The organism is Rhodococcus sp. S3 (assembly GCF_058211795.1).
Genome location: NZ_CM177074.1, coordinates 1,642,502 through 1,669,180 on the forward strand (window position 1 = coordinate 1,642,502; position 26,679 = coordinate 1,669,180).

General features: G+C 68.1%; 25 protein-coding genes and 2 pseudogenes. 23 read left to right on the plus strand and 4 right to left on the minus strand.

Features of this window, described 5'->3' with window-relative positions; genetic code table 11:
- Positions 1-9 precede the first annotated feature (9 nt).
- The 16 genes and pseudogenes from AC0LPE_RS07675 to AC0LPE_RS07750 all read left to right on the plus strand — a co-directional run bounded on the left by AC0LPE_RS07675 (position 10) and on the right by AC0LPE_RS07750 (position 17,614).
- Positions 10-1,230 carry an MFS transporter gene (locus AC0LPE_RS07675; protein ID WP_490605959.1) on the plus strand — a complete coding sequence of 407 codons (1,221 nt, stop codon included), beginning with the start codon at positions 10-12 and terminating at the stop codon, positions 1,228-1,230.
- 182 nt (positions 1,231-1,412) lie between these two features.
- Positions 1,413-2,777 (plus strand): MFS transporter, encoded by a 1,365-nt coding sequence (locus AC0LPE_RS07680; protein ID WP_490605960.1) that lies wholly within the window; start codon positions 1,413-1,415, stop codon positions 2,775-2,777.
- Positions 2,778-2,879: 102 nt separating this feature from the next.
- Complete coding sequence (locus AC0LPE_RS07685) at positions 2,880-3,758, plus strand: sulfurtransferase (protein ID WP_490605961.1); 879 nt, start codon at positions 2,880-2,882, stop codon at positions 3,756-3,758.
- A gap of 120 nt (positions 3,759-3,878) precedes the next feature.
- Positions 3,879-4,508: a nicotinamide riboside transporter PnuC gene (pnuC, locus tag AC0LPE_RS07690; protein ID WP_490605962.1), complete on the plus strand. Its 630-nt coding sequence runs from the start codon at positions 3,879-3,881 to the stop codon at positions 4,506-4,508.
- On the plus strand, positions 4,508-5,563 hold the full coding sequence (locus tag AC0LPE_RS07695) for an AAA family ATPase (RefSeq protein ID WP_490605963.1): 1,056 nt from the start codon (positions 4,508-4,510) through the stop codon (positions 5,561-5,563). Before pnuC ends, AC0LPE_RS07695 begins: the two co-directional genes overlap by 1 nt.
- Before the next feature lie 115 nt (positions 5,564-5,678).
- A complete protein-coding gene (locus AC0LPE_RS07700) occupies positions 5,679-8,201 on the plus strand; it encodes a phosphoenolpyruvate synthase (protein ID WP_490605964.1) in 2,523 nt (840 codons plus the stop codon).
- A gap of 60 nt (positions 8,202-8,261) precedes the next feature.
- A complete protein-coding gene (locus AC0LPE_RS07705; protein ID WP_490605965.1) occupies positions 8,262-9,047 on the plus strand; it encodes an AraC family transcriptional regulator in 786 nt (261 codons plus the stop codon).
- Positions 9,048-9,188: 141 nt separating this feature from the next.
- Positions 9,189-10,226, plus strand: coding sequence for an iron-siderophore ABC transporter substrate-binding protein (locus tag AC0LPE_RS07710; protein WP_490606323.1), 1,038 nt, complete (start codon positions 9,189-9,191; stop codon positions 10,224-10,226).
- 20 nt (positions 10,227-10,246) lie between these two features.
- Complete coding sequence (locus AC0LPE_RS07715; protein WP_490606324.1) at positions 10,247-11,266, plus strand: FecCD family ABC transporter permease; 1,020 nt, start codon at positions 10,247-10,249, stop codon at positions 11,264-11,266.
- Positions 11,263-12,315, plus strand: coding sequence for a FecCD family ABC transporter permease (locus AC0LPE_RS07720; protein WP_490605966.1), 1,053 nt, complete (start codon positions 11,263-11,265; stop codon positions 12,313-12,315). The genes AC0LPE_RS07715 and AC0LPE_RS07720 overlap by 4 nt, the downstream gene beginning before the upstream one ends.
- Positions 12,312-13,112 (plus strand): ABC transporter ATP-binding protein, encoded by an 801-nt coding sequence (locus AC0LPE_RS07725; RefSeq protein WP_490605967.1) that lies wholly within the window; start codon positions 12,312-12,314, stop codon positions 13,110-13,112. The genes AC0LPE_RS07720 and AC0LPE_RS07725 overlap by 4 nt, the downstream gene beginning before the upstream one ends.
- Positions 13,113-13,263: 151 nt before the next feature.
- Positions 13,264-13,443: pseudogene (locus AC0LPE_RS07730) on the plus strand (LacI family DNA-binding transcriptional regulator); the annotation flags it as partial.
- A pseudogene (locus AC0LPE_RS07735) lies at positions 13,437-13,652 on the plus strand (bifunctional 3,4-dihydroxy-2-butanone-4-phosphate synthase/GTP cyclohydrolase II); the annotation flags it as partial. The pseudogenes AC0LPE_RS07730 and AC0LPE_RS07735, both read left to right, overlap by 7 nt.
- A gap of 130 nt (positions 13,653-13,782) precedes the next feature.
- The gene (locus AC0LPE_RS07740; RefSeq protein WP_490605968.1) at positions 13,783-14,841 is read left to right on the plus strand and encodes a DNA polymerase IV; all 1,059 of its coding nucleotides are present in this window, start codon (positions 13,783-13,785) and stop codon (positions 14,839-14,841) included.
- 29 nt (positions 14,842-14,870) lie between these two features.
- Complete coding sequence (locus AC0LPE_RS07745; protein WP_490605969.1) at positions 14,871-16,868, plus strand: ABC transporter ATP-binding protein; 1,998 nt, start codon at positions 14,871-14,873, stop codon at positions 16,866-16,868.
- A complete protein-coding gene (locus tag AC0LPE_RS07750) occupies positions 16,865-17,614 on the plus strand; it encodes an energy-coupling factor transporter transmembrane component T family protein (protein WP_490605970.1) in 750 nt (249 codons plus the stop codon). The genes AC0LPE_RS07745 and AC0LPE_RS07750 overlap by 4 nt, the downstream gene beginning before the upstream one ends.
- 4 nt (positions 17,615-17,618) lie before the next feature.
- On the opposite strand, the gene AC0LPE_RS07755 is transcribed toward AC0LPE_RS07750, so the two are convergent.
- Entirely contained in the window at positions 17,619-18,278 is a 660-nt protein-coding gene (locus AC0LPE_RS07755) for a DedA family protein (protein ID WP_490605971.1), read from the minus strand.
- A gap of 135 nt (positions 18,279-18,413) precedes the next feature.
- Between AC0LPE_RS07755 and AC0LPE_RS07760 the strand changes: the two genes are divergently transcribed.
- Both AC0LPE_RS07760 and AC0LPE_RS07765 read left to right on the plus strand, forming a co-directional pair.
- The gene (locus tag AC0LPE_RS07760) at positions 18,414-18,920 is read left to right on the plus strand and encodes an NADPH-dependent FMN reductase (protein ID WP_490605972.1); all 507 of its coding nucleotides are present in this window, start codon (positions 18,414-18,416) and stop codon (positions 18,918-18,920) included.
- Positions 18,917-19,399: a flavin reductase family protein gene (locus AC0LPE_RS07765; protein WP_490605973.1), complete on the plus strand. Its 483-nt coding sequence runs from the start codon at positions 18,917-18,919 to the stop codon at positions 19,397-19,399. Before AC0LPE_RS07760 ends, AC0LPE_RS07765 begins: the two co-directional genes overlap by 4 nt.
- 66 nt (positions 19,400-19,465) lie before the next feature.
- Here AC0LPE_RS07765 and AC0LPE_RS07770 read toward each other — a convergent pair whose 3' ends face one another.
- Together AC0LPE_RS07770 and AC0LPE_RS07775 are read right to left on the minus strand one after the other, a co-directional pair.
- Complete coding sequence (locus AC0LPE_RS07770) at positions 19,466-19,663, minus strand: DUF4177 domain-containing protein (RefSeq protein ID WP_490605974.1); 198 nt, start codon at positions 19,661-19,663, stop codon at positions 19,466-19,468.
- A gap of 36 nt (positions 19,664-19,699) precedes the next feature.
- Complete coding sequence (locus AC0LPE_RS07775; protein ID WP_490605975.1) at positions 19,700-21,049, minus strand: LLM class flavin-dependent oxidoreductase; 1,350 nt, start codon at positions 21,047-21,049, stop codon at positions 19,700-19,702.
- 213 nt (positions 21,050-21,262) lie between these two features.
- On the opposite strand from AC0LPE_RS07775, the gene AC0LPE_RS07780 reads away from it, so the two are divergent.
- From AC0LPE_RS07780 to AC0LPE_RS07800, 5 genes are all read left to right on the plus strand, one after another.
- Entirely contained in the window at positions 21,263-22,150 is an 888-nt protein-coding gene (locus AC0LPE_RS07780) for an ABC transporter permease (protein ID WP_490605976.1), read from the plus strand.
- A complete protein-coding gene (locus tag AC0LPE_RS07785) occupies positions 22,140-22,883 on the plus strand; it encodes an ABC transporter ATP-binding protein (protein WP_490605977.1) in 744 nt (247 codons plus the stop codon). The genes AC0LPE_RS07780 and AC0LPE_RS07785 overlap by 11 nt, the downstream gene beginning before the upstream one ends.
- Positions 22,884-22,948: 65 nt before the next feature.
- Entirely contained in the window at positions 22,949-24,019 is a 1,071-nt protein-coding gene (locus AC0LPE_RS07790) for a PhnD/SsuA/transferrin family substrate-binding protein (protein WP_100226100.1), read from the plus strand.
- 51 nt (positions 24,020-24,070) lie between these two features.
- Positions 24,071-24,988, plus strand: a complete 918-nt coding sequence (locus tag AC0LPE_RS07795) for a TauD/TfdA dioxygenase family protein (protein ID WP_490605978.1) — start codon at positions 24,071-24,073, stop codon at positions 24,986-24,988.
- 5 nt (positions 24,989-24,993) lie between these two features.
- Positions 24,994-26,205, plus strand: a complete 1,212-nt coding sequence (locus AC0LPE_RS07800; RefSeq protein WP_490605979.1) for an MFS transporter — start codon at positions 24,994-24,996, stop codon at positions 26,203-26,205.
- Here AC0LPE_RS07800 and AC0LPE_RS07805 read toward each other — a convergent pair.
- Complete coding sequence (locus tag AC0LPE_RS07805; RefSeq protein WP_490606325.1) at positions 26,187-26,624, minus strand: PPOX class F420-dependent oxidoreductase; 438 nt, start codon at positions 26,622-26,624, stop codon at positions 26,187-26,189. The genes AC0LPE_RS07800 and AC0LPE_RS07805 overlap by 19 nt on opposite strands.
- Positions 26,625-26,679: the final 55 nt, after the last annotated feature.

Below are 26,679 nucleotides of genomic sequence, written 5' to 3' on the forward strand. Positions count from 1 at the left end.
CATCATCCTATGATTTCCGGTGTGAGTCTTCTGCGTGGCCGGCTGCTGGTGTTCTGTGCGATCGCGATGTCGGCCCTCGTCCTGAGGCTCGCGGTCACCTCGTTCAGTCCCCTCGCCGCGCGAATCAGCGAGGACATCGGCTTCTCGTCCACCGTCGTCGGCGTGTTCGGCATGATCCCGACCGCCATGTTCGCCGCCTTCGGCCTGGCCACCCCGATGCTCGCCCGCCGATGGGGACTCGAACGCACCGCACTGATCGCGATGCTCATGGCGGGTGCGGGCATGGCGACCCGCGCGCTGATGACCGACACATGGTCGCTGCTGATCCTGTCGGGTGTCGCGCTGGGCGGAATGGGCATCGGCAACGTCGTCATCCCCCCTCTGGTCAAGCGCTACTTCTCCGACGGGCTGGCGCTGGTCAGTTCGGTATACATCGTGGGCGTACAGCTGGGCACCATCGTGCCCGCTTTCGTCGCGGTACCGCTCGCCGACGCCTTCGGATGGCGCATCTCGCTGGGAGTGTGGGCGCTGGTCGGATTCGCGGCGGCCCTCCCGTGGATCTGGGTCCTGCTGCGGCGTCGCGGTGCCGACACCGGGGAGGCGCTGCCCGCCGACCAGCCTGCGCCCGGCAAGGTGTGGCGCTCCCCGGTGGGCTGGGGAATGGCCGGCATGTTCGGGATGACATCCCTCGTCACGTACTCGATGTTCACGTGGATCCCCGACATCCTCGCCGACGCCGGGGCCAGTGCGGCATTCGGCGGCGCGATGGTGGGATTGTTCGCCCTGCTCGGGCTGGTCTCCGCCTTCGGTGCTCCCTCCCTGTGCGCACGGATGGAGAATCCGTTCCCGGTGGTCGTGGCGTGCGGCGCGTGTTTCCTCGTCGCCTTCGCCGGTCTGTGGATCGCACCGATGAGCGCCCCGATCCTGTGGATCGTGCTGCTCGGGCTCGGACCCAGCACCTTCCCGATGGCGCTGACCCTGATCAACCTGCGCTCCCGCACCCACGCCGGTTCCGCCGCACTGTCGGGCTTCACCCAGGGCGTGGGCTACACCGCCGCCTGCCTCGGCCCGCTGCTGTTCGGCGTCTTCCACGACCTCACATCGGGCTGGACGGCCTCGTTCGCCTTCATGACGGTCGCCGTCGCGGTGCTGGTGACCGGTGCCTACCAGGCCTGTAAGCCGCGGGTGGTCGAGGACAGCTGGAACGCTCGCCCGATCTCGGTGGGTTAGACCCCGCTCAGCGGGGCCGGATCCACCGAAATCGTCGTTCGGTCCTGAGCCTTCCGGGAATATCCCATTGAGCGGGCGCGTCCTTGGCTCGTCTCGCGCGGGTTGACAGAGTCGCGGTGATGGGCGTCACACCTTCGGAGTGATGCCGATCGACCCCGTCCCTGCGACCCGAGGAGTACTGAATGGAGCAGCCTGCGCCGGCCCCGACCGAGGAAACGAACACGGCACGCGACGTACAGAGCGCGCCGTCCGGTGACATCGCGCAATTGCGGAAGGTCACTCTGTCGAGCCTGCTCGGCACCACCATCGAGTACTACGACTTCCTGCTCTACAGCACGATGGCCGCCCTCGTCTTCGGCGACCTGTTCTTCCCGTCGTCGAACTCGGCGGTCTCGACGATCGCCGCCTTCGGAACACTCGCGGCCGGATACGTCGCACGACCGCTCGGCGGCCTGGTGTTCGGGCACTTCGGCGACCGGCTCGGACGCAAGTCGATGCTCGTCATCACGATGGTGATGATGGGTATCGCCAGCTTCGCGATCGGCATCCTGCCCACCTATGAACAGATCGGCATGCTGGCGCCCGTCCTGCTCGTGACGCTGCGTGTCGTGCAGGGCGTCGCCGTCGGTGGCGAGTGGGGTGGGGCGGCACTGATGGTCGCCGAGCACTCCGACGACCGTCGTCGCGGTTTGTGGACCGGGCTCATGCAGCTCGGTTCGCCGATCGGATTCCTGCTGTCGACGTCGGCCGTGATGCTCGCGACCCTGCTGCCGGACGAGTCGTTCGAATCGTGGGGATGGCGACTGCCGTTCATCGCCAGCGCCGCGCTTCTGGCGATCGGTCTCTACGTGCGCATGAGCGTCGTCGAGAGTCCGGTCTTCGAGCAGGCCGCGGCGAAAGCGGAGGTCGCCGCGGAGGCGAAACCGCCGGTACTGCAACTGCTCCGACGCCCACGCCCGCTCATCCTCGCGTGTGCAGTGGGTATCGGCCCGTTCGCGATGACGGCCCTGATCACGTCGCACATCATCGCGTACACGACATCGGTGGGATACAGCTCGTCGACCGTCATGCGGATTCTGGTGCTGATGTCGGTCGTCTCGATCTTCGCGATCCCCGGCTTCTCGGCGTTGTCCGACCGCGTGGGGCGTCGCGCCGTGAGCCTCACGGGTGCGGCCGTCGCGGTGCTGTACGCCTTCCCGCTGTACATGATGATCAACACGGGTTCGATCACACTGCTCACGGTCGCGTTGCTGTTCGGGCAGGTCGTGCAGTCGGCGATGTACGCGCCGCTCGCACCGATGCTGTCGGAGATGTTCGGCACCGACGTCCGGTACACCGGGGTGTCGTTCGGTTACCAGTTCGCCAGCCTGATCGGCGCCGGATTCACACCGATGATCGCGGCGAGCCTGCTGGTCGCGTCGGACGGATCCAGTCTCCCGCTGAGCCTCATCCTCGTCGGCACCGCATGTGTGACGATCCTCGCCGCGTGGATCGCATCGGAGACCCGGGGCAAGAACCTCGCCGCGACCCGGACCGAACAGAACTGACGTCGATTTCGGTGGGTTCGACCCCGCTGAGCGGGGACGAACCCACCCAAGTCCTGTGACTGCTCTACTGGAAGGAGACACCGAGAGCAGAGGAGGACCTCGATGAACGACACGAAGCCGAACACCGTCTCCGCGGAGTGGCTGTACGAGCAGTTGGGGGACGAGGACCTCGTCATCGTCGACGCCACCGTGCACCTGAGCACACCGCCGGACGGGTCCGTACACATCGAGCCCGGGTTGGCGACCTACCTGGAGGAACACATTCCCGGCGCGGTCTACGCCGACCTGTTCACGGATTTCTCCGATCACGAAGCGCCACAGCCGTTCACCGCGGCGTCGTCGGAACGGTTCGCCACCGCCGCCGGCGCGGTCGGTATCGGGGAAGGACGCCGCGTGGTGCTGTACGACCAGAAGAACGGCATCTGGGCCGCGCGACTGTGGTGGCAGTTGCGGCTCGAAGGTTTCGACGACGCCGCCGTGCTCGACGGCGGGCTGCCCGCCTGGAAGGCTGCGGGCTATCCGGTCTCGGACGAGCAGGTGGTCCCGCACGGCGCGACGTTCACCTCGCAGCATCGACCCGAGCTCGTACGGTCGACGGAGGAGATCGCGGCGTCGCTCGACGACCCGAACACGCTGATCATCAACGCCCTGGACCCTGCGACCTACCGCGGTGAGAGCCCGTCCTACCCGCGGCGCGGACATATCCCCGGCAGCATCAACATCCCCTTCGGTGATCTCGTCGACCCGTCGACCGGACGCTTGAAGCCGGCGGGGGAACTGCGCGAGATCTTCGACAAGGCGGGTGCACTCAACCCGGACGTCAAACCGGTGACCTACTGCGGCGGCGGTATCGCTGCCTCCGGGCTCGCGCACGCGCTCGCCGCTGCGGGTCGTTCGGACGTCGCGGTGTACGACGGTTCGCTCAACGCGTGGACCGCCGACGAATCCCTGCCGCTCGTGGAGGGCCCCGACCCCCGCTGATTCCCGAAACTTCGGTGTTCTCGACGTCGTATAGCGCCGTCGAGAACACCGAAGTTGGTTTCACCGTTGCATCAGTTAGAGCAAACATGATCTAATCGCTGCCACAAGCGAAAGGCGGCGATGATGATCGCATTTCTGAACTCGACGGCGTTCACTGCACTCGGTATGCCCACCACGTGGGCCGAGGTGTTCGGCTTCGTCAGCGGCGCGTGGTGCGTCTACCTGGTGGGGCGGCAGTCGATCCTCAACTGGCCGATCGGGATCGCCAACAACCTCGTGTGGATCCTGCTCTTCGCGACCGCCGGGCTCTACGCCGATTCCGGACTGCAGGTCGTGTACATCGCGCTCGCCGTGTGGGGGTGGAGCAACTGGGCGCGGGGCAGGGACGGGGATGCCCTGCCGGTGACGGGCACGAACACGACCGAGTGGAGCGTGCTCGCGGTCGTCGGTGTCGCTGCGGTGATCGGGCTGACGGCACTGCTGGAGGTCGCGACGAACTCGACCGTCGCGTTCTGGGACGCGACCACCACCGTGTTGTCATTGCTGGCGACGTGGGGGCAGGCGAAGAAACGGTGGGAGTCGTGGCTGCTGTGGATCGCCGCCGACCTGATCTACATCCCGCTCTACCTGCACAAGGGACTGACGCTCACGGCGTTGCTGTATGCAGGGTTCCTGCTCCTGTGCATTCGGGGTCTGGTTGCCTGGCGACGCTCCATGGCGGCCGAGCGGGAAGTCGTGGAGGTGCGCTGATGTATCGGCACGCACTCGTCATCGGGAAGTTCTACCCACCCCACGTCGGTCACCATCACCTCGTCCGGCGTGCCGCGGAAGTCGCCGAGCGCGTCACCGTCGTCGTCATGTCCTCTGCGGCGGAGACGATTCCGCTGGGTGACCGCGTGTCATGGATGCGCGAATCGCACGCCGCCGATACGACGGTCACCGTGACGGGGATTCCGTGCGACGCACCGATGGACCTGGAATCGGACACCGTGTGGACCGCGCAGGTCGCGTGTATGAAAGCGGCCGCGCGTACCGTCACCGATGTTCCGGTCGATGCGGTGGTCTCCAGCGAGAAGTACGGTGACGAGCTCGCTCGACGCTTCTCGGCCACGCACGTGTGCGTCGACCCGCTGCGTGTCGCGCATCCCGCCTCCGGCACAGCCTGCCGTAATGATCTCGCCGGGCGATGGGACGATCTCGACGCACCGGCCCGTGCCGGCCTCACGACCCGCATCGTCGTCCTCGGCTCCGAATCCACGGGCACCACCACCGTGAGCCGAGAACTGGTGCGTCGATTCCGAAATCGCGGTGGTGTGTGGGAACGAACCGGCTGGGTGCCGGAATACGGACGACAGGTCACCTACGACAAGCTCGGCACCGGAGAGGTGAGCGACATAATCTGGGCCGGAGATGATTTCGAGAACATCGCCGTCGAACAGACGCGACTCGAGGAGCACGCGGCGAGGGAGGGTGCACCGTTGCTCGTCTGCGACACCGACGCGTTCGCAACGACCGTGTGGGAGCGACGCTATCTCGGCAGCAGTGAGCGGGCGTGGCGCGGTGTCCGCGACCGGCGAGCGCTGTACCTGCTCACCGACCACAACGGGGTTCCGTTCGTGCAGGACGGCATCCGGGACGGCGAACACATCCGCGCGCAGATGACGGAGTGGTTCGTCGACGCGCTCACTGCCGCGGGACGCTCCTGGGTGTTGCTCACCGGCAGTCTCGAGGAGCGGGTCGATCTGGCGGAACGGGTGGCGGATCAGGCCTTGCGGCTGGGTTCGCAGTTCGGCGCGCCGCTGTAGCGTCGGAATTCGTCTTCCCCCTCTCACGTTATACCGGATCCTCGGCCCTCATGAGGATCGAAAATTGGGTTCATACTCGCCCACACAGCATTGAAGTCGCAGGTGGGGAGCTGGAATGGGCTACGTACAGAATTTTCGGGAGATCGACCGCACGGCGGTGTCGATCGTGGGTGGCAAGGGAGCGAGCCTGGGGGAGTTGTGGCGCCTCGACGACGTCGACGTGCCCGACGGGTTCTGCGTGACGACGGACGCCTATCGAACGGTGCTCTCCGAGCTACCGCGTGTCGACGACCTGCTCGAGCGACTCGCGAAGGCCGAACCCGACGACATCGCAGCGCTGAGCACGCAGATCCGTACGGAGATCGAAGAGTGCACGATCCCCGGCGACATCGCGGAGGAGATCGCCGCGCGGGTCCGCGAACTCGGGGAGGACGTGCCCGTCGCGGTGCGCTCGAGCGCGACCGCCGAGGATCTGCCGACGGCGTCGTTCGCGGGGCAACAGGACAGCTACCTGGACGTCCGGGGCGTCGAAGACGTTCTCCGGCACGTGCGCAGATGCTGGGCCTCGCTGTTCACCGAGCGTGCCGTCGCCTACCGGGTGAACAACGGCTTCGACCATCGGAAGGTACACATGGCGGTGGTCGTGCAGCGGATGGTGTTCCCGCAGGAATCGGGTGTGCTGTTCACCGCCGATCCCGTCACCTCGGATCGCACGGTGTCCTGCGTGGATGCGGTCGCCGGGCTTGGCGACGACCTGGTGTCGGGTCTGGTGAACGCCGACGCGTACGCGGTGCGTGCCGGCGAGGTCGTGGACCGGACGCAGCGCCAGGAGGCACCGGTGCTGAGCGACACGCACCTCGTCGAACTCGTCAAGCTGGGCAGACGCATCGAAGCACACTTCGGGCGTCCCCAGGACATCGAATGGTGCTTGGCCGCCGGCGTCTTCCACATCGTGCAGAGCCGCCCGATCACCACGCTGTTCCCCGTCCCGGAGGCCGGCGACGACGACAACCACGTCTACCTTTCCGTCGGTCACCAGCAGATGATGACCGATCCGCTGAAACCGTTGGGAATCTCCATGTGGCAGTTGACCAGCCGTGCGCCCATGCGACACGCGGGTGGGCGGCTGTTCGTCGACGTCACGCCCATGCTGGCCTCACCCACCCAGGGGCCGGGCATCGTCGGGATGATCGGCAGTTCCGACCCGCTCTTCGGCGACGCGCTGCGAACCGTGCTCGATCGAGGATTCGTCCCGACGCGCCCGGACGATCCTGCCGCCGCGCGGGTCGGTCTGCCACCCGCCCCGGACGAGATCGACCCTGCCGTCGTGCCCGAACTCGTGGCGCGCAACGAGGCCGCGATTGCCGAGTCGGCGCGTCTCATCGAGAACGAAACCGGTTCGGCGCTGCTCGATTTCATGCGCGCCGACATCCGCGAGCTGCAGGAATCGTTGTTCGGTAAGGAGGTCGGAGAGGTGCTCGCCGCCGGTATGCAGGCCGCCGAGCGGCTCAACGAGCTGGGTCGGGAATGGCTGGGGGAGAAGAACGTTGCGGACGTCATCTCCCGGTCTGTTCCTTACAACGTCACCTCGGAGATGGGGTTGGCGCTGCTCGACGTCGCCGATGCCGCGCGCCCGTACCCGGATGTCGTAGCGTTCCTGCGCCAGGTCGACGCGGAGGGCTTCGACGACGCACGCTTCCTCGACGCACTCGGCGCGCGTGAGGGCGGACCGCAGGTACGAGCGGCACTCGAGGACTTCCTCGACAGGTACGGCAGGCGGTGTGTCGGGGAAATCGACATCACCCGGCCCAGGTGGGGTGAGCGCCCCACGATGCTGGTGCCGATGATCGTGAGCAATCTCGACAACTTCGAACCCGGTGCCGCGACACAGCGTTTCGACGAGGGTCGCCGCCAGGCGGAGGAGAAGAAGCGCGAACTCTTAGAACGCGTGCGGGGCCTCCCAGACGGAGAACAGAAGGCTGAGGAGATCGAGAGGCTCGTCGACCGGGTCCGTGCCTTCGCGGGATATCGGGAGTACCCGAAGTACGGCATGATCGGCCGCTACTTCGTCTACAAGCAGGCGCTGCTGCGCGAGGCGGAACGTCTCGTCCGAGCCGGAGTCGTCGACGACGAGGAGGACATTTTCTTCCTGAGGTTCGACGAACTCGAGGACGTGGTCCGCGCACCACGACGGGTCGGCGACCTCGTTGCCGAGCGGAAGCGGGAGTTCGCATCGTTCGCCACGCTCACGCCGCCTCGGGTGCTGCTGTCGACAGGTGAGACCCTCACCGGTGTGTACAGCCGGGACGGACTGCCCGACGGCGCGCTACCCGGTATCGCGGTGTCCACCGGTGTCGTGGAGGGTCGCGCCCGCGTGGTCACCGACATGGACCGGGCCGATCTCGAACCCGGTGACATCCTGGTCACGGCGTTCACCGACCCCAGCTGGACCCCGGCGTTCGTCACCGTCAGCGCGCTGGTGACGGAGGTCGGCGGCGTGATGACCCACGGCGCGGTCATCGCGCGCGAGTACGGGCTGCCGGCCGTCGTGGGTGTCGAGGACGCGACCCGCATCATCCGCGACGGACAGCGCATCCGCGTGCACGGCACGGAAGGGTACGTCGAGATCCTGTCCTGACCGGCGCCTCCGCAGCGCGACGTGTGAGGATTGTCGTCGTCGTGCAGCGGAGGAGGCCGAGTGAAGAGTGTCGAGGCGGCGGAGAGCAGGACGTTGCCGGTCTACGAGGCCGGTGAGATCGACGTGCCGTTCGTCATCGCGGGCATGGACGAGCTCGTCTCCCGCGAGATCCGCTTCGAGGCGCATTCGCATCCGACGCACGAGTTGCTGTGGAACGACCGGGGTGCGTCCACCGCGACCATCGGTTCGCGCACATGGACGATCACCCCGACCATGGGCCTGTGGATTCCGGCGGGCCTGCTGCACTGGGGTGTCCTGCCCGCCGGAACCTGGTACCGCACCGCGCATTTCGGGATCAACTCGGCCCCGTCGTTGTCCGACGGACCGGTGGCGGTGGAGATGACATCCCTGCTGCGACTGCTGCTCGACCGGCTGACGGACGATCGTCTCGGCAACGACTCGCGCTCGCTGACCGAACGCATGGTGATCGACGTGCTGGCGCCGGCCGAGAACGAACTGATGGTGCAGGTGCCCTCGTCGCCGGTCGTGCGGCCGATCGTCGAGGCGATCGCCGAGGACCCGAGCGATCCGCGGACGCTCTCGGACTGGGCGGCCGAACTGGTTGTGAGCACCCGCACCATCACCCGCGCCTTCCGGTCGGAGACCGGACTGAGTCTCGGCCGGTGGGTTGCGGCGGTCCGTGCACAGCGAGCGGTGATGCTGCTCGGTCACGGCACGGATGTCGACGAGGTCGCCGAGCAGGTGGGCTACCGGTCGGCGAGTGCGTTCGGGGCGGCCTTCCGGAGGGTCACCGGCGCGACACCGGGGATGTTCCGCGTCAGCTGATGTCCCGATCGCTACAGGAGGTGTCCCGACCAAGCGATTGCGCCGGATTCGGGCGAACATTACGGTTTAGGCAAACCTCGCCTAACTGGTCTCGACCGTAGGGCCGAGGGCCCTACCCGTACGAGAGTGAGTTCTGCCTCCATGCGTTCGAAGCGCTTTCTGACGATCGCCGCCGCATCAGTCGCGGTCGCCCTCGGTCTCACCGCCTGTGGATCCGATTCCACGGAGAGCACCGACTCCGCTCCTGCCACCGACTCGGGCGAGTACCCCATCACCATCGAGCACGCGCTCGGCACCGTGACCCTCGAGGAGAAGCCCGAGCGCGTCGCCACGGTGAACTGGGCCAACCACGAGGTTCCGCTGGCCCTCGGCGTCGTGCCCGTGGGTATGGCAGCCGCCAACTTCGGTGACGACGACGGCAACGGGATGCTCCCGTGGGTCGAAGAGCGACTCGAAGAACTCGGCGCCGAGACCCCGGTCCTGTTTGACGAGACCGACGGCATCGACTTCGAAGCCGTCTCCGACACGAACCCCGACGTCATCCTCGCCGCCTACTCGGGTCTGACGCAGGAGGACTACGAGACCCTCAGCGAGATCGCGCCCGTCGTCGCGTACCCCGAGGCGCCGTGGGCGACCTCGTGGCGCGACATGATCGAGCTCAACAGCGCCGGCCTCGGCATGGCGGAGGAAGGCGAGGAACTCGTCGCGAGCCTGGAACAGGAGATCGCCGACGCCGCCGCCGCGCACCCCGAACTCGAGGGCAAGGCCACGATGTTCCTCACCCACGTCGACACCGCCGACCTGAGCCAGGTCAGCTTCTACACCGCCAACGACACGCGAGCGGCCTTCTTCGAGGATCTCGGTCTGGCCACCCCGAAGAGCGTGGCGGACGCCTCCACCGACGACGCGTTCTCGAAGAAGGTCAGCGCCGAGCAGGTCGACGTCTTCGACGACGTGCAGATCATCGTCACCTACGGTGACCAGGCGCTCGTCGACGCGCTCGAAGCCGACCCGCTGCTGTCGCAGATGCCCGCGGTCCGCAACGGTTCGATCGTCTTCCTCGACGGCTCCGGCCCGCTCGGTACCGCAGCGAACCCGACGCCGCTGGCGATCTCCTGGGTCCTCTCCGACTACGTCCAGCTGCTCTCCGACGCAGCTGCCAAGACGAACGCGGAGTGACCGCACTACACGACGAGTCGATGCCGAGCGCCCCCGAGAAGTGGCGCTCGGCCATCGGCAATTCCGTCTGGCTTCTCGTTCTGCTCGGTGTGCTCGTCCTGCTGGTGATCGCATCGATCACGATCGGTTCGCGCAACGTCGACTGGGCCGACATCGTCGCGGCCCTCGGCGGCGCCACCGACAACATCGGTCAGGGCGCGATCGCCAAACGCATCCCGCGCACGGTGCTCGCGCTGCTGGTCGGCGCGGCGCTCGGCCTCGCCGGTGCCGTGATGCAGGGGGTGACCCGTAATCCCTTGGCGGACCCGGGCATTCTCGGCGTCAACATGGGTGCCTCGCTCGCCGTCGTGATCGGCATGGCGTGGTTCGGACTGTGGACGCAGACCTCGATGATCTGGGTCGCGATCATCGGTGCCGCCGCTGCTGCGGTGTTCGTCTACACGATCGGGTCGCTCGGGCGCGGGGGAGCGACGCCCCTCAAGCTCGCCCTCGCCGGTGCCGCCACCTCGGCGGCGCTCGCGTCGTTCGTCACCGCCGTGATCCTTCCGCGCGGCGACATCGCCGGCAGCGTGCGGTCGTGGCAGATCGGCGGCGTGGGTGGAGCGAACTACGACGCCATCTCCCAGGCGTTGCCGTTCTTCGTCGTCGGCTTCGCCATCTGCCTGCTGTCGGCGCGCAGCCTCAACTCGCTCGCGCTCGGCGACGACATGGCCGCCGGGCTCGGCGAGCACGTCGTTCTCGCCCGCGGCATCTCGTCGCTCGGTGCGGTGCTGTTGTGCGGGGCGGCGACCGCCATCGCCGGTCCCATCGCATTCGTCGGCCTCGTCGTGCCGCACCTGTGCCGGTTGCTCATCGGCATCGACAACCGATGGCTGCTGCCCTTCTCCGCTCTCGTGGGAGCGGGACTGCTGACCGCCGCCGACGTCGTGGGCCGCATCGTGGCGCGACCCGCCGAGATCGACGTCGGCATCATCACCGCGCTCATCGGAGCGCCCTTCTTCGTGTACATCGTCCGACGGCAGAAACTGCGCGAACTGTGACCGCCACACTCGAGACCATCGACACCGGCACCGACGACCTCGCCGCGAGCCGGATACGGCGCGGACGCCGACGCCGTCTCGTCATCGCCGTGCTCGCAACCCTCGTGGTCGCGGCCTTCGCGGCGAGTCTGATGTTCGGCCGGACCTTCTACCCGCCCGCGGACGTGCTGCGCGTCGTCCTCGGACAGGACGTGGCCGGCGCGAACTTCATGGTCGGCCGCCTGCGGCTTCCCCGCGCGGTCCTCGCGGTGGTCGCCGGCATCTGCTTCGGCCTCGGTGGCATCACCTTCCAGACGATGCTGCGCAATCCGCTCGCGAGCCCCGACATCATCGGCATCAGCTCCGGCGCGAGCGCCGCGGCGGCCTTCGTCATCATCGTGCTCGGACTCGGTGGCACCGGGGTGTCGGTCGTCGCGATCGTCGCCGGTCTCGCCGTGGCTCTCCTGATCTACGGACTGTCCTATCGCGGCGGGGTGGCGGGCACGCGCCTGATCCTCATCGGCATCGGTATCGCCGCCATGCTCGACAGCGTCACGTCCTACCTCCTGAGCACCGCGGCGACGTGGGATCTGCAGGAGACGATGCGCTGGCTCACCGGCAGCCTCAACGGTGCGACGTGGGGTGCGACGGTGCCCGTCGTCGTCGCCCTCCTGGTGCTCGGGCCCGTGCTGCTCGTGCAGACACGCAACCTGTCGATGGTCCAGCTCGGCGACGACGCGGCGCAGGCACTCGGCGTGCGGGTCGAACGCACACGCGTGTTCGCGATCGTCTCCGCGGTCGGACTCATCGCGTTCGCCACCGCCGCGGCCGGACCCATCGCATTCGTCGCCTTCCTGTCCGGCCCGATCGCCGCGCGGATCGTGGGGCGGGGCACGTCGCTGTTCGTCCCGGCGGCACTCGTCGGGGCGCTGCTCGTGCTTGTCGCGGATTTCGTCGGCCAGTACGCCTTCGGCACGCGCTACCCGGTAGGCGTGGTGACGGGTGCGCTCGGTGCGCCCTATCTCGTCTACCTCATCATTCGTTCCAATCGCGCGGGAGGCTCGCTGTGACCGCAACGCACACCCTGATCGCCGAGAACCTCGAACTCGGCTACGGCAACCGCACCGTCGTCGAGAATCTCGATCTGAAGGTGCCGCCTGGTCGGATCACGTGCATCGTCGGCGCCAACGCGTGCGGGAAATCGACGCTGCTGCGGTCGATGTCGCGATTGTTGTCGCCGCGCGGCGGGCACGTCCTGCTCGACGGCAAGGACGTCCACCGCTTGCCCGCCAAGAAACTCGCCCGCACCCTCGGTCTGTTGCCGCAGTCGCCGATCGCACCCGAGGGCATCGTCGTCGCCGACCTCGTGGGCCGCGGTCGGCATCCTCATCAACGGGTGCTCTCACGCTGGAGCCGGGAGGACGACGCGGCCGTGGCCGATGCACTCGCCGCCACCCACACCACCGAACTCGCCGAGCGTTCCGTGGACGAACTGTCGGGCGGTCAGCGGCAGCGCGTGTGGATCGCGATGGTGCTGGCGCAACAGACCGACCTTCTGTTGCTCGACGAACCCACCACCTTCCTCGACGTGAGCCACCAGGTGGAGGTCCTCGACCTGCTCACCGACCTCAACCGCGATCGCGGCACGACGATCGTGATGGTGCTGCACGACCTCAACCTCGCCGCGCGGTACGCCGACCACCTCGTCGCGATGGCCGACGGCAGCATCTACGCCTCGGGGGACCCCTCGGATGTGCTCACCGGTGAGACGGTGAAGGCGGTCTTCGGTCTGGACAGTCGCGTCATCTCCGATCCGGTCTCCGGCAAGCCGCTCGTCCTGCCCGTGGGCCGGTACCACATCATGTGATCGTCCATCCGCTACAGGAATGGTCATCCGCTACGGAAATTTCTGCAGCGGATAGCAGAAGTCGTAGCGAATGCGCGGGAGAGGCCGGAGGGTTCGTCCTGTTCTCCGCGCGAACTCTGCTCTCCCTGTCTCGTGTCCCTACAATCCGGGAATGGGGAACAGGTCGGTCACCAGTTACGACGTCGCCCGTCGCGCAGGGGTGTCGCAATCGACGGTCTCGCGTGCCCTGCGCGACGACCCGCGCGTCGTGGAGAAGACCCGCCTGCGCATCCGGGCTCTCGCGAAGGAGATGGGGTACGTCCCGCACGTCACGGCCCGGAGCCTGAATACGGCGGTGCCGCGGTGATACTCCACGATCTCGGCATCGGCTCGGTGCGACTGCTCACCAACAACCCCGCCAAGATCGCCGGACTCGAGGACAACGGCATCGTCGTCGCAGGGCGGGAGCCGCTGCACGTCGGCGTCGCACCGGCGAACGTGCGGTATCTCGAGACGAAGCGGCGACGGATGGGGCACATGCTGCCCGCGGCGCAGAACTGAATCGGATCCTCGCTGCACGAACCGAGGTTCGCCCCTGCTGCAGCAGGGGCAAACCTCGGTTCGGCGAGCGAACCCGGACACTGTCGGAATTCTCGAACGCACACTTACCGCGCGTCCTACGGTTGTCGGCATGGGCACGCCCGGCATCGACCAGTGGGTCCTCCACGTCGACCTCGACCAGTTCATCGCCGCGGTCGAGGTGCTGCGCAATCCGGAGTTGGCGGGCCGGCCGGTGGTGGTCGGCGGTCGCGGCGATCCCACCGAGCGCGGAGTGGTCTCCACCGCGTCGTACGAGGCACGGGAGCACGGGGTGGGGTCGGGGATGCCGCTGCGCGTCGCGGCTCGCAAGATCCCCGACGCGGTGTTCCTGCCCGTCGACGCCGATACCTACAACGAGGTGTCGCAGGTCGTGATGGACACCCTTCGCGGCTTCGGCACGGTCGTCGACGTGCTCGGCTGGGACGAGGCGTTCATGGGTGTGCAGACCGACGATCCGGAGGCGTTCGCACGCGCGGTGCAGGCCGCCGTGCTCGACGCGACCGGTCTGCACTGTTCCGTCGGGATCGGCGACAACGTCCTGCGCGCGAAGATCGCGACGGGGTTCGGGAAGCCACGCGGGATCTTCCGGTTGACGCGCGACAACTGGTTCGAGGTGATGGGGGAGCGCTCACCCGATTCGCTGTGGGGTATCGGTTCGCGCACGGTGAAGAAGCTCGACGCCATGGGCATCCGCACGGTCCGCGAGCTGGCGCGTGCCCCGGTCGACGAGATGGCAGCGCGGTTCGGACCCAAGATCGGTCCGTGGCTCGTCGGCCTCGGCGCCGGTGCGGGCTCGACGGAAGTGTCGGCGGAACCGTGGGTGGCGCGGTCGCGCAGCCGGGAGACGACCTTCCAACACAACGTCGGCGACTGGAACGCGATCACCGAGTGCGTACGCGACCTCGCGGCGCGGGCCGTCGACGACGTCCGCGGGGAGGGACGGCAAGGAGTGCGGGTCGCGCTGAAGGTCCGCTACGCGCCGTTCGTCACCCACACCGCGAGCGTCGCTCTTCCGTCGCCCACCACGGATCTCACGACCGTCACGGACGCGGTCGTCGGACTGCTCGACCGCTTCGATCACGAACGCGAGGTCCGGCTCGTCGGAGTGCGGGTGGAGATGACGCCACCGGAGAACGTGCGGTCGCACTAGCGGCTGGCAGACTGGGCCCGGTGCGATCGGTGACCAGGACACGGGGACCTCTACGACCACCGGAGGCCGCCGCAGCGGCGGTCTTCGGGACGTTGACGGCTGTGCTGTCGGTCGTCGCGGGACTGATACCCGTCGGTGTCGCCCAGGTGCTGGTCGCGCTGCCCGTCGCCTTCCTCGCTGCGACCGGCCGCCTGCGCGCGATCGTCGCCGCGACGGTCGCCGCCGGGGTCGTTGCGCTCGTGGCCGGTGGGCCGTTCGCCGTCGCCGCGGTCGTCGTCCTGTCCGGTATCGGAACGCTCGTCGGGTTCGCACACCGCCGGTGGGGTCACGCGGCGGTGTTCGCGGTGCTGGCCGGATCCGTCCCGGCCGGGTTGCTGCTCGCGGCCGCCGCCTGTGGTCTGCTGTTGCTGTTCGACCGGACCAGGGTGCTGCTGCTCGAGGCACTCGAAGCGTCGATGCGCGGCACGATCCGGGCGTTCGAGGCAGCGGGTGCGGGACAGCAGTTCGTCGACACCTGGGACCGGACCCTCGAGATCATGGTGCGGCTGTGGTGGGTGTGGATCGGTGGCGCAGTGCTCATCGGCACAGTGGGCACCGCACTGCTGTGCTTCGGGATCTTCCGCGTGGTCGCCCTGCGCAGTACGTGGGCGACCCGGTCGGTCGACTGGCCCGAACAGGACCCCACGGCCGACCCGGCACCGCTACCCGTCGCACTGCGCCTCGTCGGCTACCGGTACCCGGGAACCGACCGTGACGCCCTGTCGGACATCGACCTCACGATCGAACCGGGGGAGTTCGTCGCGATCGTCGGCGGCAACGGCTCGGGCAAGTCGACCCTCGTGCGGCTGCTCGCGGGACTCGAGCCGACCGTCGGCCTGGTCGACCGGCCCGGACCCGTCGGACCGGGACGCCCCGGTGGCACCGCGATGATCCTGCAGCACCCCGAGAGCCAGGTGCTCGGTCGCACCGTCGCCGAGGACCTGCGGTGGGGGATCGACGACGTCGACGTCGAGGATCTGCTTGCCCGCGTCGGCCTCGCCGGGATGGAGGATCGCGCGACGGAGGATCTGTCCGGCGGGCAACTGCAGCGACTGGCCCTGGCGGGCGCCCTGGCCCGGCGACCCGCACTGCTCATCGCCGACGAGATCACCGCGATGGTCGACGCGGACAGTCGCGCGGACCTGATCCGCCTGCTCGCGGACGTCGCGCACGACGGCACCGCGGTCGTGCTCGTCACCCACCTCGACGACGAGGCCCGCGCCGCCGACCGCGTCGTACACATCGCCGACGGCCGGATCGTCCCGGGGGTTGCGGCGCCGCCACTGCCGGCGCCGGTCCCTGCGACCGCCCCGTCCTTCCCACAACCGGTCCTCGAACTGCGCGACGTCACGCACGTCTACGCGGCCGGCACACCCTGGGCGCACACCGCCCTGCGCGAGGTGTCGCTGACGATCTGCCGCGGCGAAGGGGTGCTCGTCGTGGGGGAGAACGGTTCGGGCAAGTCGACGCTCGCGTGGATCGTCGCCGGACTGATGCGCCCCACGCACGGAACGGCCGTCCTGCACGACACCCCGACCGCCGACCTGCACGGGGAAGTAGGCATGGTCTTCCAGCAGGCCCGGCTCCAGCTGCAGCGACCGACCGTCGCGCAGGAGATCTCCGAGGTGGCCGGACTCCCGCACACCGACCGCGGTTACGTCGCCGCCGTCCTGCACCGGGTGGGTCTGCGTCCCGAACTGATCGACCGACCGATCGACCGGCTGAGCGGAGGAGAGATGCGGCGGGTCGCGATCGCCGCCCAACTCGCCCGCACCCCGCGGGTGCTCGTGCTCGACGAACCGCTGGCCGGACTGGACCTGAACGGTCGCCGCGAGGTCGTGTCGATCCTCGCTCACCTGCGCGCGGTCGAGCATGTCACCGTCATCGTCATCTCTCACGATCTGCACGGCATGGAAGAGGTGTGTTCGCGCACCGTGGTTCTCGAGGACGGACGCATCGTGGAGCAGACGGGAGCGGTGATCGCATGAGTCGCACACGTACGCGGCAGCGCCGCCCCATCATCCTGCTGCGGCCCGTGCCGCGGGAGACACCCCTGCACCGGGTGTGGGCCGGTACGAAGGTGCTGTCGGCAGCGGCGCTGTCGGTGGCGGTGAGTTTCGCGCCGAGCTGGACCGGGCTCGGCATCCTGCTCGCCGTGCTGGTCGTGGGCGTGCTCGTCGCGCGGATCCCCCGCGGGGTGGTCCCGACGATCCCGTGGTGGGTGTTCGCGGTCCTCGCCGTCGGCCTGGTCCTCAACGCTGCGGGTGGCGGACTCATCGCCTACGTCCGGACGATCGTGCTCGGCGTGGGTCTGCTGGTCCTCGCGTCGCTGGTCGGGTGGACGACGCGACTGTCCGATCTCGTCGACGCCCTGCCCGTCCTGTTCGCCCCGCTGCGATTGTTGCGGCTGCCCGTCGACGAATGGGTGACGGTGTGCGCGCTGGCGTTGCGGATGCTGCCGACCGTGCGTGCCGAGATGCGCGTGCTGTTCGCCGCCCGCAAGGTCCGCGGCCGACCCGGCTTCCGCAATCCGGCGGGCTGGTGGCACGAGGTGATCGACGCCGTCGGCGCGGTGGTGTCGGTGTCGATGCGGCAGGTCCGCGATCTCGGCGACGCACTGTCGGTGCGGGGACCACGATCGGCGACCCGCCCGCCACTGCGACTGCGGCTCGGGGACGTCGTCACCGTCCTGGTCGTGGTGGGCGCGTGCACGGCGATCACCGTGTGGGGCTGACCCGTCAGTTGCGGTTGTCCGAAGCACTGTCCTTCGAACGCGAGCGGATCCGCTTGACGAGCGCGTAACCGATCACCGCGACGACGACGGCGATCACGACGTACTGCAGCGCCGAGGCATACGGTTCCACGGCGCTCCAGTTCTCGCCGAGCTGATAGCCGGCCAGCACGAAGATCGAGTTCCAGATCAGACTGCCTGTGGTGGTGAAGGCGAGGAACTGCCAGATCGGCATCTGCGTGACACCGGCGGGGATGGAGATGAGACTGCGGAAGACGGGCACCATCCGACCGAAGAAGACGGCCTTGCGTCCGTGCCGCTCGAACCACGCGGTCGACCGGTCGAGGTCCTCCACATCGACGAGCGGCAACTTCCGCACGGCCTTGCGGATCCGGTCCTCACCCACCCAGCGGCCGATCGAATACAGACCGAGAGCGCCGACCACCGAACCGAGGGTCGTCCAGAACAGCGCACCGAACAGGGTGAAGCTGCCCAGGCTCGCGGCGAACCCGGCGAGCGGCAGGATGACCTCGCTGGGCAGCGGAGGGAAGAAGTTCTCGAGTGCGATGGCGATGCCGGCACCGACACCGCCGAGGCGGTCCATCAGATCGAGCGCCCATCCCGCGAGACCGTCGGTGGGGGCTGACTGTGAATCCGCGACACTCATCCACCCGACCCTACCGAGGGGCGTCGAGGTTTCCGCTCGTACGGATCGAAACGGTTCCGGTCCGTGTGACCGGGGAGAAGGATGGGCGGTGTACTTCGCTCTCCGCCGGAGGGCCGATCCGGAAGGTGAACTCCAGTGACGATCGTTGTCGTCGCGGGCAACCCGAAGCCCGCATCCCGCACCCTCGACGCCGGAGCCCGCCTCGCCACGGCTCTCACCGGACGAGAGCCCGATCACGTTGTGGACGTGATCACACTCGGTGCGGGACTGCTCGGCTGGGGCGACGGGAAGGTCGCCGCGGCTGTCGAGACCGTCGCGGCCGCCGATCTCGTGGTGTTCGCGAGCCCCACCTTCAAGGCCACCTACACCGGCGTGCTCAAGTTGTTCCTCGACCAGTTCGCCACCGGTGACGGGTTGCGCGACGTCGTCGCCGTGCCGCTCATGCTCGGTGCCGGGCCCGCTCACGCACTCGCGCCCGACCTGCTGCTCAAGCCCGTCCTGGTGGAACTGGGCGCCACGACCCCGGCGCCCGGCCTGTATCTTCACGATTCGACCTACACAACCGATACCCGTATCGCGGACTACGCCGAACGCTGGTCGCCGGTGCTGTCCGCCGCACTCCGAAACGAGGCCGCCTCATGACCACTCTCGACGGACCGTCTCTGCGTCAGGCATTCGCGCACGTCCCCTCGGGCGTCGTCGCGATCTGCGCGGAGGTGGACGGAGAGCGGATCGGGATGGCGGCGAGCACCTTCGTGCCGGTGTCCCTCGAGCCGCCGCTGGTCTCGTTCTGCGTGCAGAACACCTCGACCACGTGGCCGCGATTGTCGTCGCTCCCGCACCTGGGCATCAGCGTGCTCAGCGAGGAGCACGACGGTGCCGCGCGGGTGCTCGCCGCGAAGAACGGCGACCGCTTCGCCGGAATCGACATCGAGAGCCGCGAGGGCGGTGCCCTGTTCGTATCCGGCACGAGCGTGCGCATGGACGTGACGGTGGAGCAGGAGGTCCCGGCGGGCGATCACGCCATCGTGGTGCTGCGCATCAACGAACTGCTCACCGACGCCGACGTCGAGCCCATCGTGTTCCACCGCAGCTCGTTCCGTCGCCTGCTCGCCTCCTGACCCGTATACGACCGACTTCGGTGGATCCGCCCCCGCTCAGCGAGGGTGGATCCACCGAAGTCGTTTTCAGTCCTCGCGTTCGAAGGTCACGAGTATTCCCTCGACGCCGCCGGGGCCGACCCGTCCCTTGATGTCGGCGGAGGTGATCGCCTTCAGGCGCCAACCCTGGCGGGCGTGGTCGTTGAGGATCTTCTCGAGTTTGTCGCCGGACATCTTGCCGCCGAACATGCCTTCGCGGATCTCGACCACCTTGTACGAGTACATGGCTCCACAGTACGACTGCCCGGCGGAACCGATCCGCTACGAGACCGGGACCTGCGAGAACAGTCCGGCCGGCCGTGACAGGCCGTAGTGATCGCGGAGCGTGGTGCCCTCGTACTCGGCGCGGAACACTCCACGACGCTGCAGGATCGGCACGACCTCGTCGACGAAGACCTCGAACGAGCCGGGCAGGTAGGGCGGCATGATGTTGAAACCGTCCGCGGCGCCTGCCTCGAACCACGCGACGATGCGATCGGCGACGTGTTCCGGTGTACCGACGACCGTGCCGTGACCGCGAGCCCCGGCGAGTCGGTGCAGCAACTCGCGCAGCGTCAGACCCGGCTCACGCTCGACGAGGTCGAAGATGATGCGTGATCGGCTCTGCGCTCCCTGCACGTCCTCGGGGCGGGGCAGAGCGTGCAGCGGCACCGGTCCGTCCAGCGGGAAGCCCGACAGGTCGACGTCGTCGAACCGCGCCGACAGGTGCGCCAGTCCGACCTCGGGGATCGACAGATCGGCGAGCTCCTGTTCGATACGTCGCGCCTCGGCCTCGGTGGACGCCACGATCGGCGACAGGCCGGGCAGGATCTTCACCGCCTCGGGATCGCGGCCGAACCCGGCGGCCTGCTGCTTGACGTCGCGGTAGAACAGGCGCGCATCGTCGAGGTCGACCTGTGCGGTGAAGATCGCCTCGGCGTAGCGGGCGGCGAACGCGCGACCGTCGGCGGACGATCCGGCCTGGACGAGCACGGGTCGACCTTGTGGGGAGCGTGCCGCGTCGAGCGGTCCACGCACCCGGAAGTGCGTGCCCGCGTGGTCGATCCGGTGCACCCTGCTCGCATCGGCGTAGACACCGGCGTCGCGGTCGAGCACGACCGCGTCGTCCTCCCAGCTGTCCCATAATGCTGTTGCGACGTCGAGGAATTCGGCGGCGCGGGCGTAGCGGTCGGAATGGCCGGGCCGGACGTCGACGCCGAAGTTGTACGCGGCGGCGGACGACCAGGACGTCACGATGTTCCAGCCCGCACGTCCACGGCTGATGTGGTCGAGCGAAGCGAACTGGCGCGCACGGTTGTACGGCTCGGTGTAGGTCGTGGAGACCGTGCCGATGAGCCCGATCCGCTCGGTCGCCAGTGCCAGCGCCGACAGCAGTGTCAGTGGTTCGAAACTGCTCTGGGCAACACGGTCGTAGTGGCGTCCCACGGCCGGGACGTCCGCGAAGAAGATCGAGTCGAACTTCCCGCGTTCGGCCGTCTGCGCGATTTCGCGGAAGTAGTGGACGTCGTCGACCCGTTCGGGTGCCGTACCGGGCAGGCGCCAGGACGCCTCGTGGTGACCGGCGCCGGTGATGAACACGTTGAGATGGAGCTGAGAGGGCAAGGAGGGCACCTTCCGAAGTCCCGACAGAAATCCCTACCAGTGCAGTCCATTTCCGGCGCGGAGCGAACCGTTGCGATCACAGTGATTCCTGATGTGTCCTCCGTGGAGGCCGATTGCGATCATCTCGATCACAAGGGTGGTTCGTCCGTGCGGGCACTCCCTACTGTCGGCGGCCATGACGAGCAATCACATGCTTCGACGCCGGACCGGGGTGAGCTGATCGTGGCGACCATCCTCGACAGGACGCGCAGGACGACGACCCCGGACGCGGCGGACACACCCGCGACGACCGGACCATCGGGACTGATCGATCCCACCGCGATCAGTCGGAAGACCCGCAGTTCGTCCCGTGTTCCGCGTTCGGTCCAGCGACTGCTCGGGCCGGTCCTGCTCGTCGTGGCGTGGCAACTCGCCGCGTCCAGCGGCCTGTTCGGCGAGAACGTCCTTCCCCGACCGCTGTCGGTGCTCACCGCGGCGTGGCGACTGATCGCCGGCGGGGAACTGCAGGAACACATGACGGTCAGCCTGTTGCGGGTCGGCAACGGTCTGCTCATCGGCATCGTGCTCGGTCTGGTCCTCGCGCTGGTCTCCGGACTGTCGCGGGTCGGTGAGAACTTCGTCGACGCCAACATGGAAATCCTGCGAGCCGTACCGAATTTCGCGCTCGTTCCGCTGCTCATCGTGTGGTTCGGCATCAGTGAGACCCCGAAGGTCCTGCTCATCACCCTCGCCGTGGCCGTCTCGATCTACATCAACACGTTCTCCGCGATCCGGAGCGTCGACGCCGGACTCGTCGAAGCAGCACGATCGTTCGGTGTCCAACGCCGCGAACTGATCCGCCGGGTCATCCTGCCGGGCGCGCTGCCCGGCTTCCTCATCGGCCTGCGACTCGCCCTGACCGGTGCGTGGCTGTCGCTGATCTTCGCCGAGACCATCAACGCCAAACGCGGTCTGGGACGGATGATGAGCGACGCCCGCGAATACTTCCAGCTCGACGTGGTCTTCGTCCTGATCGCCGTCTACGCGATCCTCGGTCTGCTCTCGATCTTCATCGTGCGTGCCCTCGAAGCCCGCCTGCTCACGTGGAGGAGGTCGTTCGATGGCAACTGATGTGACCGAACGGACCGCACTCGATTCCGTCGTCGTCGCCCGCGGCGTGCGACGCGTGTTCGGCGAGCAGGTGGTGCTCGACGGACTCGACCTCGACATCGCCCCCGGAGAATTCGTCGCGCTGCTCGGCCGGAGCGGCTCCGGCAAATCCACCTTCCTGCGGGCACTGGGAGCCCTGGATCCCGACGTCGAAGGGCACCTCCGGGTGCCGGCGAAACAGGCCATCGTCTTCCAGGATCCCCGGCTGCTGCCGTGGCAGAAGGTGCTGACGAATGTCAACATCGGGCGACCGGACAACGCGCGGACCCGAGCCGAGGCACTCGACGCGCTCGCCGAGGTCGAGCTCGAGAGCAAGGCGAAGGCATGGCCGCGGACGTTGTCCGGGGGAGAGGCCCAGCGGGTCGCGCTCGCCCGGGCACTCGTCCGCGAACCGCAACTGCTGCTGCTCGACGAACCCTTCGGAGCTCTCGACGCACTCACCCGCATCCGCATGCACCGCCTGCTCGAGAAGCTGGTGGCCAAGCACCGGCCCGCCGTGCTCCTCGTGACCCACGACGTCGACGAGGCGATCCTGCTCGCGGACCGCGTCATCGTCCTCACCGACGGCGCGATCTCCCTGTCGTCGCAGGTCGAGGTGCCGCGACCGAGGGGGCGCGACTCCCGTGAGTTCGTCGCCCTGCGACGCCGCCTGCTCACCGAACTCGGTGTCGGCGACCAGCCCGACTCGCGCTGAGTGCGGCCCGTATTCCCATCTGTGTCCGGACAGCAGGTCCGGATGCCTCCCGAGAAGGATCGACTGTGTTTCGTAGTGTTCGCTCGCGATGGCTCGTGGTGCCGTCGCTCGCAGTGTTGTTCGCGGCATCCGCGTGCGGCCTCGGCGGTGCCGACGGGCAGGAAGCCCTCTCCGAGGCCACGATCGCCCACACCGGCGAGGACATCCCCGACGGTGTGAAGCTCGTCGTCGCCGAGCAGAACGCGACCCGCTCGCAACCCCTCTACCTCTCCGGGGCGGGAGAGGACCTGCCGTATGACCTCGAGTTCGCCGATTTCAGTGGCGGGCCTGCCGTCATCGAGGCGTTGCGCTCCGGTGCCGCCGACATCGGTGCCCTGGGTGAGGCACCGATCCCGATCGCGGTCGCGAACGGGATCACCGACATCGTCGCGATCGCACTGGAAGCGAATCCCGGCAGCAGCGGTGGTTACTTCCTGGTGGCGCAGCCGGGCAGTGGCATCGAGACGGTGGCCGATCTGAAGGGCAGGAAGGTCGCCTACCCGCCCGGAACGGGACGGCACATGATCGTCGCGGGCCTGCTGGCGAAGGCCGGACTCGACCCGAAGACCGACATCGACGCGGTCGAACTGGCCGGTGCGGAGGTCGCGCCGACCTTCTCCTCGGGAGCCGTGGACGCCGCGATCCTCACGGGCGTGCAGTACTACAAGGTGGGCTCACCGCCGATCCTCGGCGACGGGTCGGGGATCAACACCGGCATCAACACCCTGATCGTGCGGAAGCAGACCCTCGAGGATCCCGCGAAGGCCGCGGCGATCGGCGACTACGTCGGACGCTCGGTCGCCGCGAACAACTGGATCGCCTCGCATCCCGACGAGTGGGTGGAGGCGTATCACGTGGGCACCCAGGGGATGACACCCGACGAGGGCCGTGAACTGCTCGATCACACGGGTACCGGACGGTTCTACCCGATCGACGAGAAGTCGATCGCGCTGTTCCAGAGTGTTGCGGACGGGCTCTACGAGACCGGCACCATGACCGTTCCCGTCGACGTCTCGCCGTATGTGGACGGCCGCTACAACGACATCGTCGTCGCGCAGAACGAGGCGGACGACAGCGTCCCGGATCCGCTTCCCTGATCCGATCCATCACCGCGTCACCGATGTTCCACCGATAGAAGGAGTAGTCCCATGACCCAGGCCGCAACCCGCCTCGACGTCGTCCCTCAATCCGGCCATGCCGGAGCCGAGATCCGCGGCGTCGACCTGACCCGCGAACTCGCCGAGGACGAGATCGCAACCATCCGCGACGCGCTGCTGAAGTGGAAGGTGGTGTTCTTCCGCGACCAGTTCCTCGACCACGATCAGCATCTGCGGTTCTCGTCGTACTTCGGGAAGCCGACCCCGGCGCACCCGCTGTTCGACTCGATCCCCGACCCGGACCACCCGACCATCTACCCGATCTTCCGCGACCGGTTCAAGGCGCGCATCGCGAACAGCAGCGGTTACGACAAGGTCCGCTGGCACGCCGACGTCACGGCGGCGGTCAACCCGCCCTTCGCGTCGATCCTGCGCGCCGAGACCCTGCCGCCCTACGGCGGCGACACCCAGTGGTCGAACGCCGTGGCGGCCTACAACGGTCTGTCGGCGCCCGTGCAGCGACTCGCCGACGAGCTGCGTGCGGTGCACCGGTTCACCCCGGGTGACGGTGCGAAGCCGACCGAGGACTACCTGCGCCGTGTCGAGCGTCGCCCCCTGGTGAGCGAGCACCCGGTGGTGCGGGTGCACCCGGAGACGGGGGAGAAGGCGCTGTACGTCAACCCCGGCTTCACGCAGTACATCTCGGGTGTCTCGCCGCACGAGAGCCGGCGTCTGCTCGGGTTGTTCTTCGAGGAACTCGGCCGTCCCGAGTACACGGTCCGATTCAAGTGGGAGCCGGGATCGATCGCGTTCTGGGACAACCGGTCCGCCGTGCATCTCGCGCCGAGCGATCTCGTCACCGAACACGACCGTCGCCTGTACCGCATCACCCTCGAAGGTGACGTGCCGGTCGGACCGGACGGACGCGAATCCGTCGCGCTCGAGGGCGAACCGTTCGAGGCGGTCTGAACCGCGTGACGGAACGGACGGAGCCCGAACCCGGGCTCCGTCCGTTCTTCCTGTCGCTGTTCGTCCCATCGGCGATCTTCGGTCTGGGCACCGGTGCCGGTGCTCCGATGATGGCGCTGCTCGCCCGCGAACTCGGCGCGTCCGTGCCGGTCGCGGGACTGATCGTCGCGCTGGTCGCGTTCGGTGCGGTCCTCGGCGACCTGCCGTCGGGCACGGTAGTTGCGCGCTTCGGGGAACGTCGCGCGATCGTCCTCGGATCGGCGCTCGGTGCGACCGGCGTCCTCGTCTCGTTGTCGGCGCCCATACCGGCGGTGCTCGCGGTGGGCGCGACGCTCACCGGTTTCGCGAACGCGGTGTGGGGGCTCGCGCGGCAGAGCTATCTCGCCGGTGCCCTGCCGCTGCACATGCGCGCCCGCGGTATCTCCGCGAACGCCGCCATGAGCCGGGCGGGTGTGTTCGTCGGTCCGTTCGTCGGGGCCGGCGCGGTGCACCTGACGGGCGTGAGCGGAGGGCTGATCGTCCAGGTGATCGCGATCGTCGTCTCCGGGGCGCTCGTCGCGAATGCCGCTGTGCCGGAACCGGACAGGTCGCAGCAGCGCAGCGGTGGCGTGATCGCGGTGGCGGCCTCCCACCGGACGGTCCTCGGAACTCTGGGGGTCGGTGCGATGCTCGTCGGCGCGTCGCGCGCCTCACGCGACGCGGTGCTGCCGTTATGGGCCGATCACATCGGGGTGGCGCCGGCGACCGTCTCGTTGATCTTCGGTGTCGCAGCGGCAGTGGATGTGGCACTGGCCTACCCGTCCGGAGTCCTGATGGACCGCTTCGGCCGCCGGGTGACGGCCGTACCGGCGCTGCTGCTGTTCGGCACGGCCTTCCTGATCCTGCCGCTGTCGCAGCAACTGTGGTGGCTCGTGGTCGTCGCGGTGGTGCTCGGGTCGGCGAACGGCATGAGCAACGGCATTGTCATGACGCTCGGCGCCGACGTCTCACCACCACACGCGCGTGCCGAATTCCTTGCGGCATGGCGACTGACCCACGACACCGGATCGTTCGCGGGACCTCTCGTCGTGGGGGCGGTGGCCACGGTGTCGCTCGCCGGTGGTGCCACCGCGATCGGGGTGCTGGCCCTCGTCGGCGCCGGAGTGATGTACCGGTACATCCCGCGATACGTGTCGGTGCCCGTCGCGGTGCCGCAGGATCAGCGCGCGAAGCCGTAGAAGCGGGAGACCCGCACACGCAGCAGCAACCTGCGATCGGCGACCATCGCGGTCCGGAAGTCGTCCCAGTCCGGATGCTCGCCCTGCACCGCCCGATACAACTCGACGAGCTGTTCGACGGTGTCGTCGTGGGGATCGGCCGCCACCGGCGACAGTTCGGCCTCGCCCTCCGCGACGGCGTAGGACCACTTGTCGTCGGAGTCGACGAACAGGCTCACACGCGGGTCGCGGCGCATGTTCCGGGTCTTCGCCCGATCGTCGGTGATGGAGACGGAGAACGTGCGGGTCGCGGGTTCGTACCGGTAGGTGATGTTCGACAGTTGGGGTCGTCCGTCGCGCTTGATCGTCGCGAGCGCGGCGATTCCGGTGGGCGGGAACAGGGCTTCGAGTGCACTCTCGTCGGCCGGCATGGCGCCCAGACTACGGCCGACCGTGCAGAATCGGGGCGGGTACGGGAGCCGAGCACGAAGGGCA

Coding starts and splice junctions, on each gene's coding strand:
- AC0LPE_RS07675 (WP_490605959.1), top strand. CDS start 10: ATGATTTCCGGTGTGAGTCTTCTGCGTGGCCGGCTGCTGGTGTTCTGT.
- AC0LPE_RS07680 (WP_490605960.1), top strand. CDS start 1,413: ATGGAGCAGCCTGCGCCGGCCCCGACCGAGGAAACGAACACGGCACGC.
- AC0LPE_RS07685 (WP_490605961.1), top strand. CDS start 2,880: ATGAACGACACGAAGCCGAACACCGTCTCCGCGGAGTGGCTGTACGAG.
- pnuC (WP_490605962.1), top strand. CDS start 3,879: ATGATGATCGCATTTCTGAACTCGACGGCGTTCACTGCACTCGGTATG.
- AC0LPE_RS07695 (WP_490605963.1), top strand. CDS start 4,508: ATGTATCGGCACGCACTCGTCATCGGGAAGTTCTACCCACCCCACGTC.
- AC0LPE_RS07700 (WP_490605964.1), top strand. CDS start 5,679: ATGGGCTACGTACAGAATTTTCGGGAGATCGACCGCACGGCGGTGTCG.
- AC0LPE_RS07710 (WP_490606323.1), top strand. CDS start 9,189: ATGCGTTCGAAGCGCTTTCTGACGATCGCCGCCGCATCAGTCGCGGTC.
- AC0LPE_RS07715 (WP_490606324.1), top strand. CDS start 10,247: ATGCCGAGCGCCCCCGAGAAGTGGCGCTCGGCCATCGGCAATTCCGTC.
- AC0LPE_RS07740 (WP_490605968.1), top strand. CDS start 13,783: ATGGGCACGCCCGGCATCGACCAGTGGGTCCTCCACGTCGACCTCGAC.
- AC0LPE_RS07750 (WP_490605970.1), top strand. CDS start 16,865: ATGAGTCGCACACGTACGCGGCAGCGCCGCCCCATCATCCTGCTGCGG.
- AC0LPE_RS07755 (WP_490605971.1), bottom strand. CDS start 18,278: ATGAGTGTCGCGGATTCACAGTCAGCCCCCACCGACGGTCTCGCGGGA.
- AC0LPE_RS07765 (WP_490605973.1), top strand. CDS start 18,917: ATGACCACTCTCGACGGACCGTCTCTGCGTCAGGCATTCGCGCACGTC.
- AC0LPE_RS07770 (WP_490605974.1), bottom strand. CDS start 19,663: ATGTACTCGTACAAGGTGGTCGAGATCCGCGAAGGCATGTTCGGCGGC.
- AC0LPE_RS07785 (WP_490605977.1), top strand. CDS start 22,140: ATGGCAACTGATGTGACCGAACGGACCGCACTCGATTCCGTCGTCGTC.
- AC0LPE_RS07795 (WP_490605978.1), top strand. CDS start 24,071: ATGACCCAGGCCGCAACCCGCCTCGACGTCGTCCCTCAATCCGGCCAT.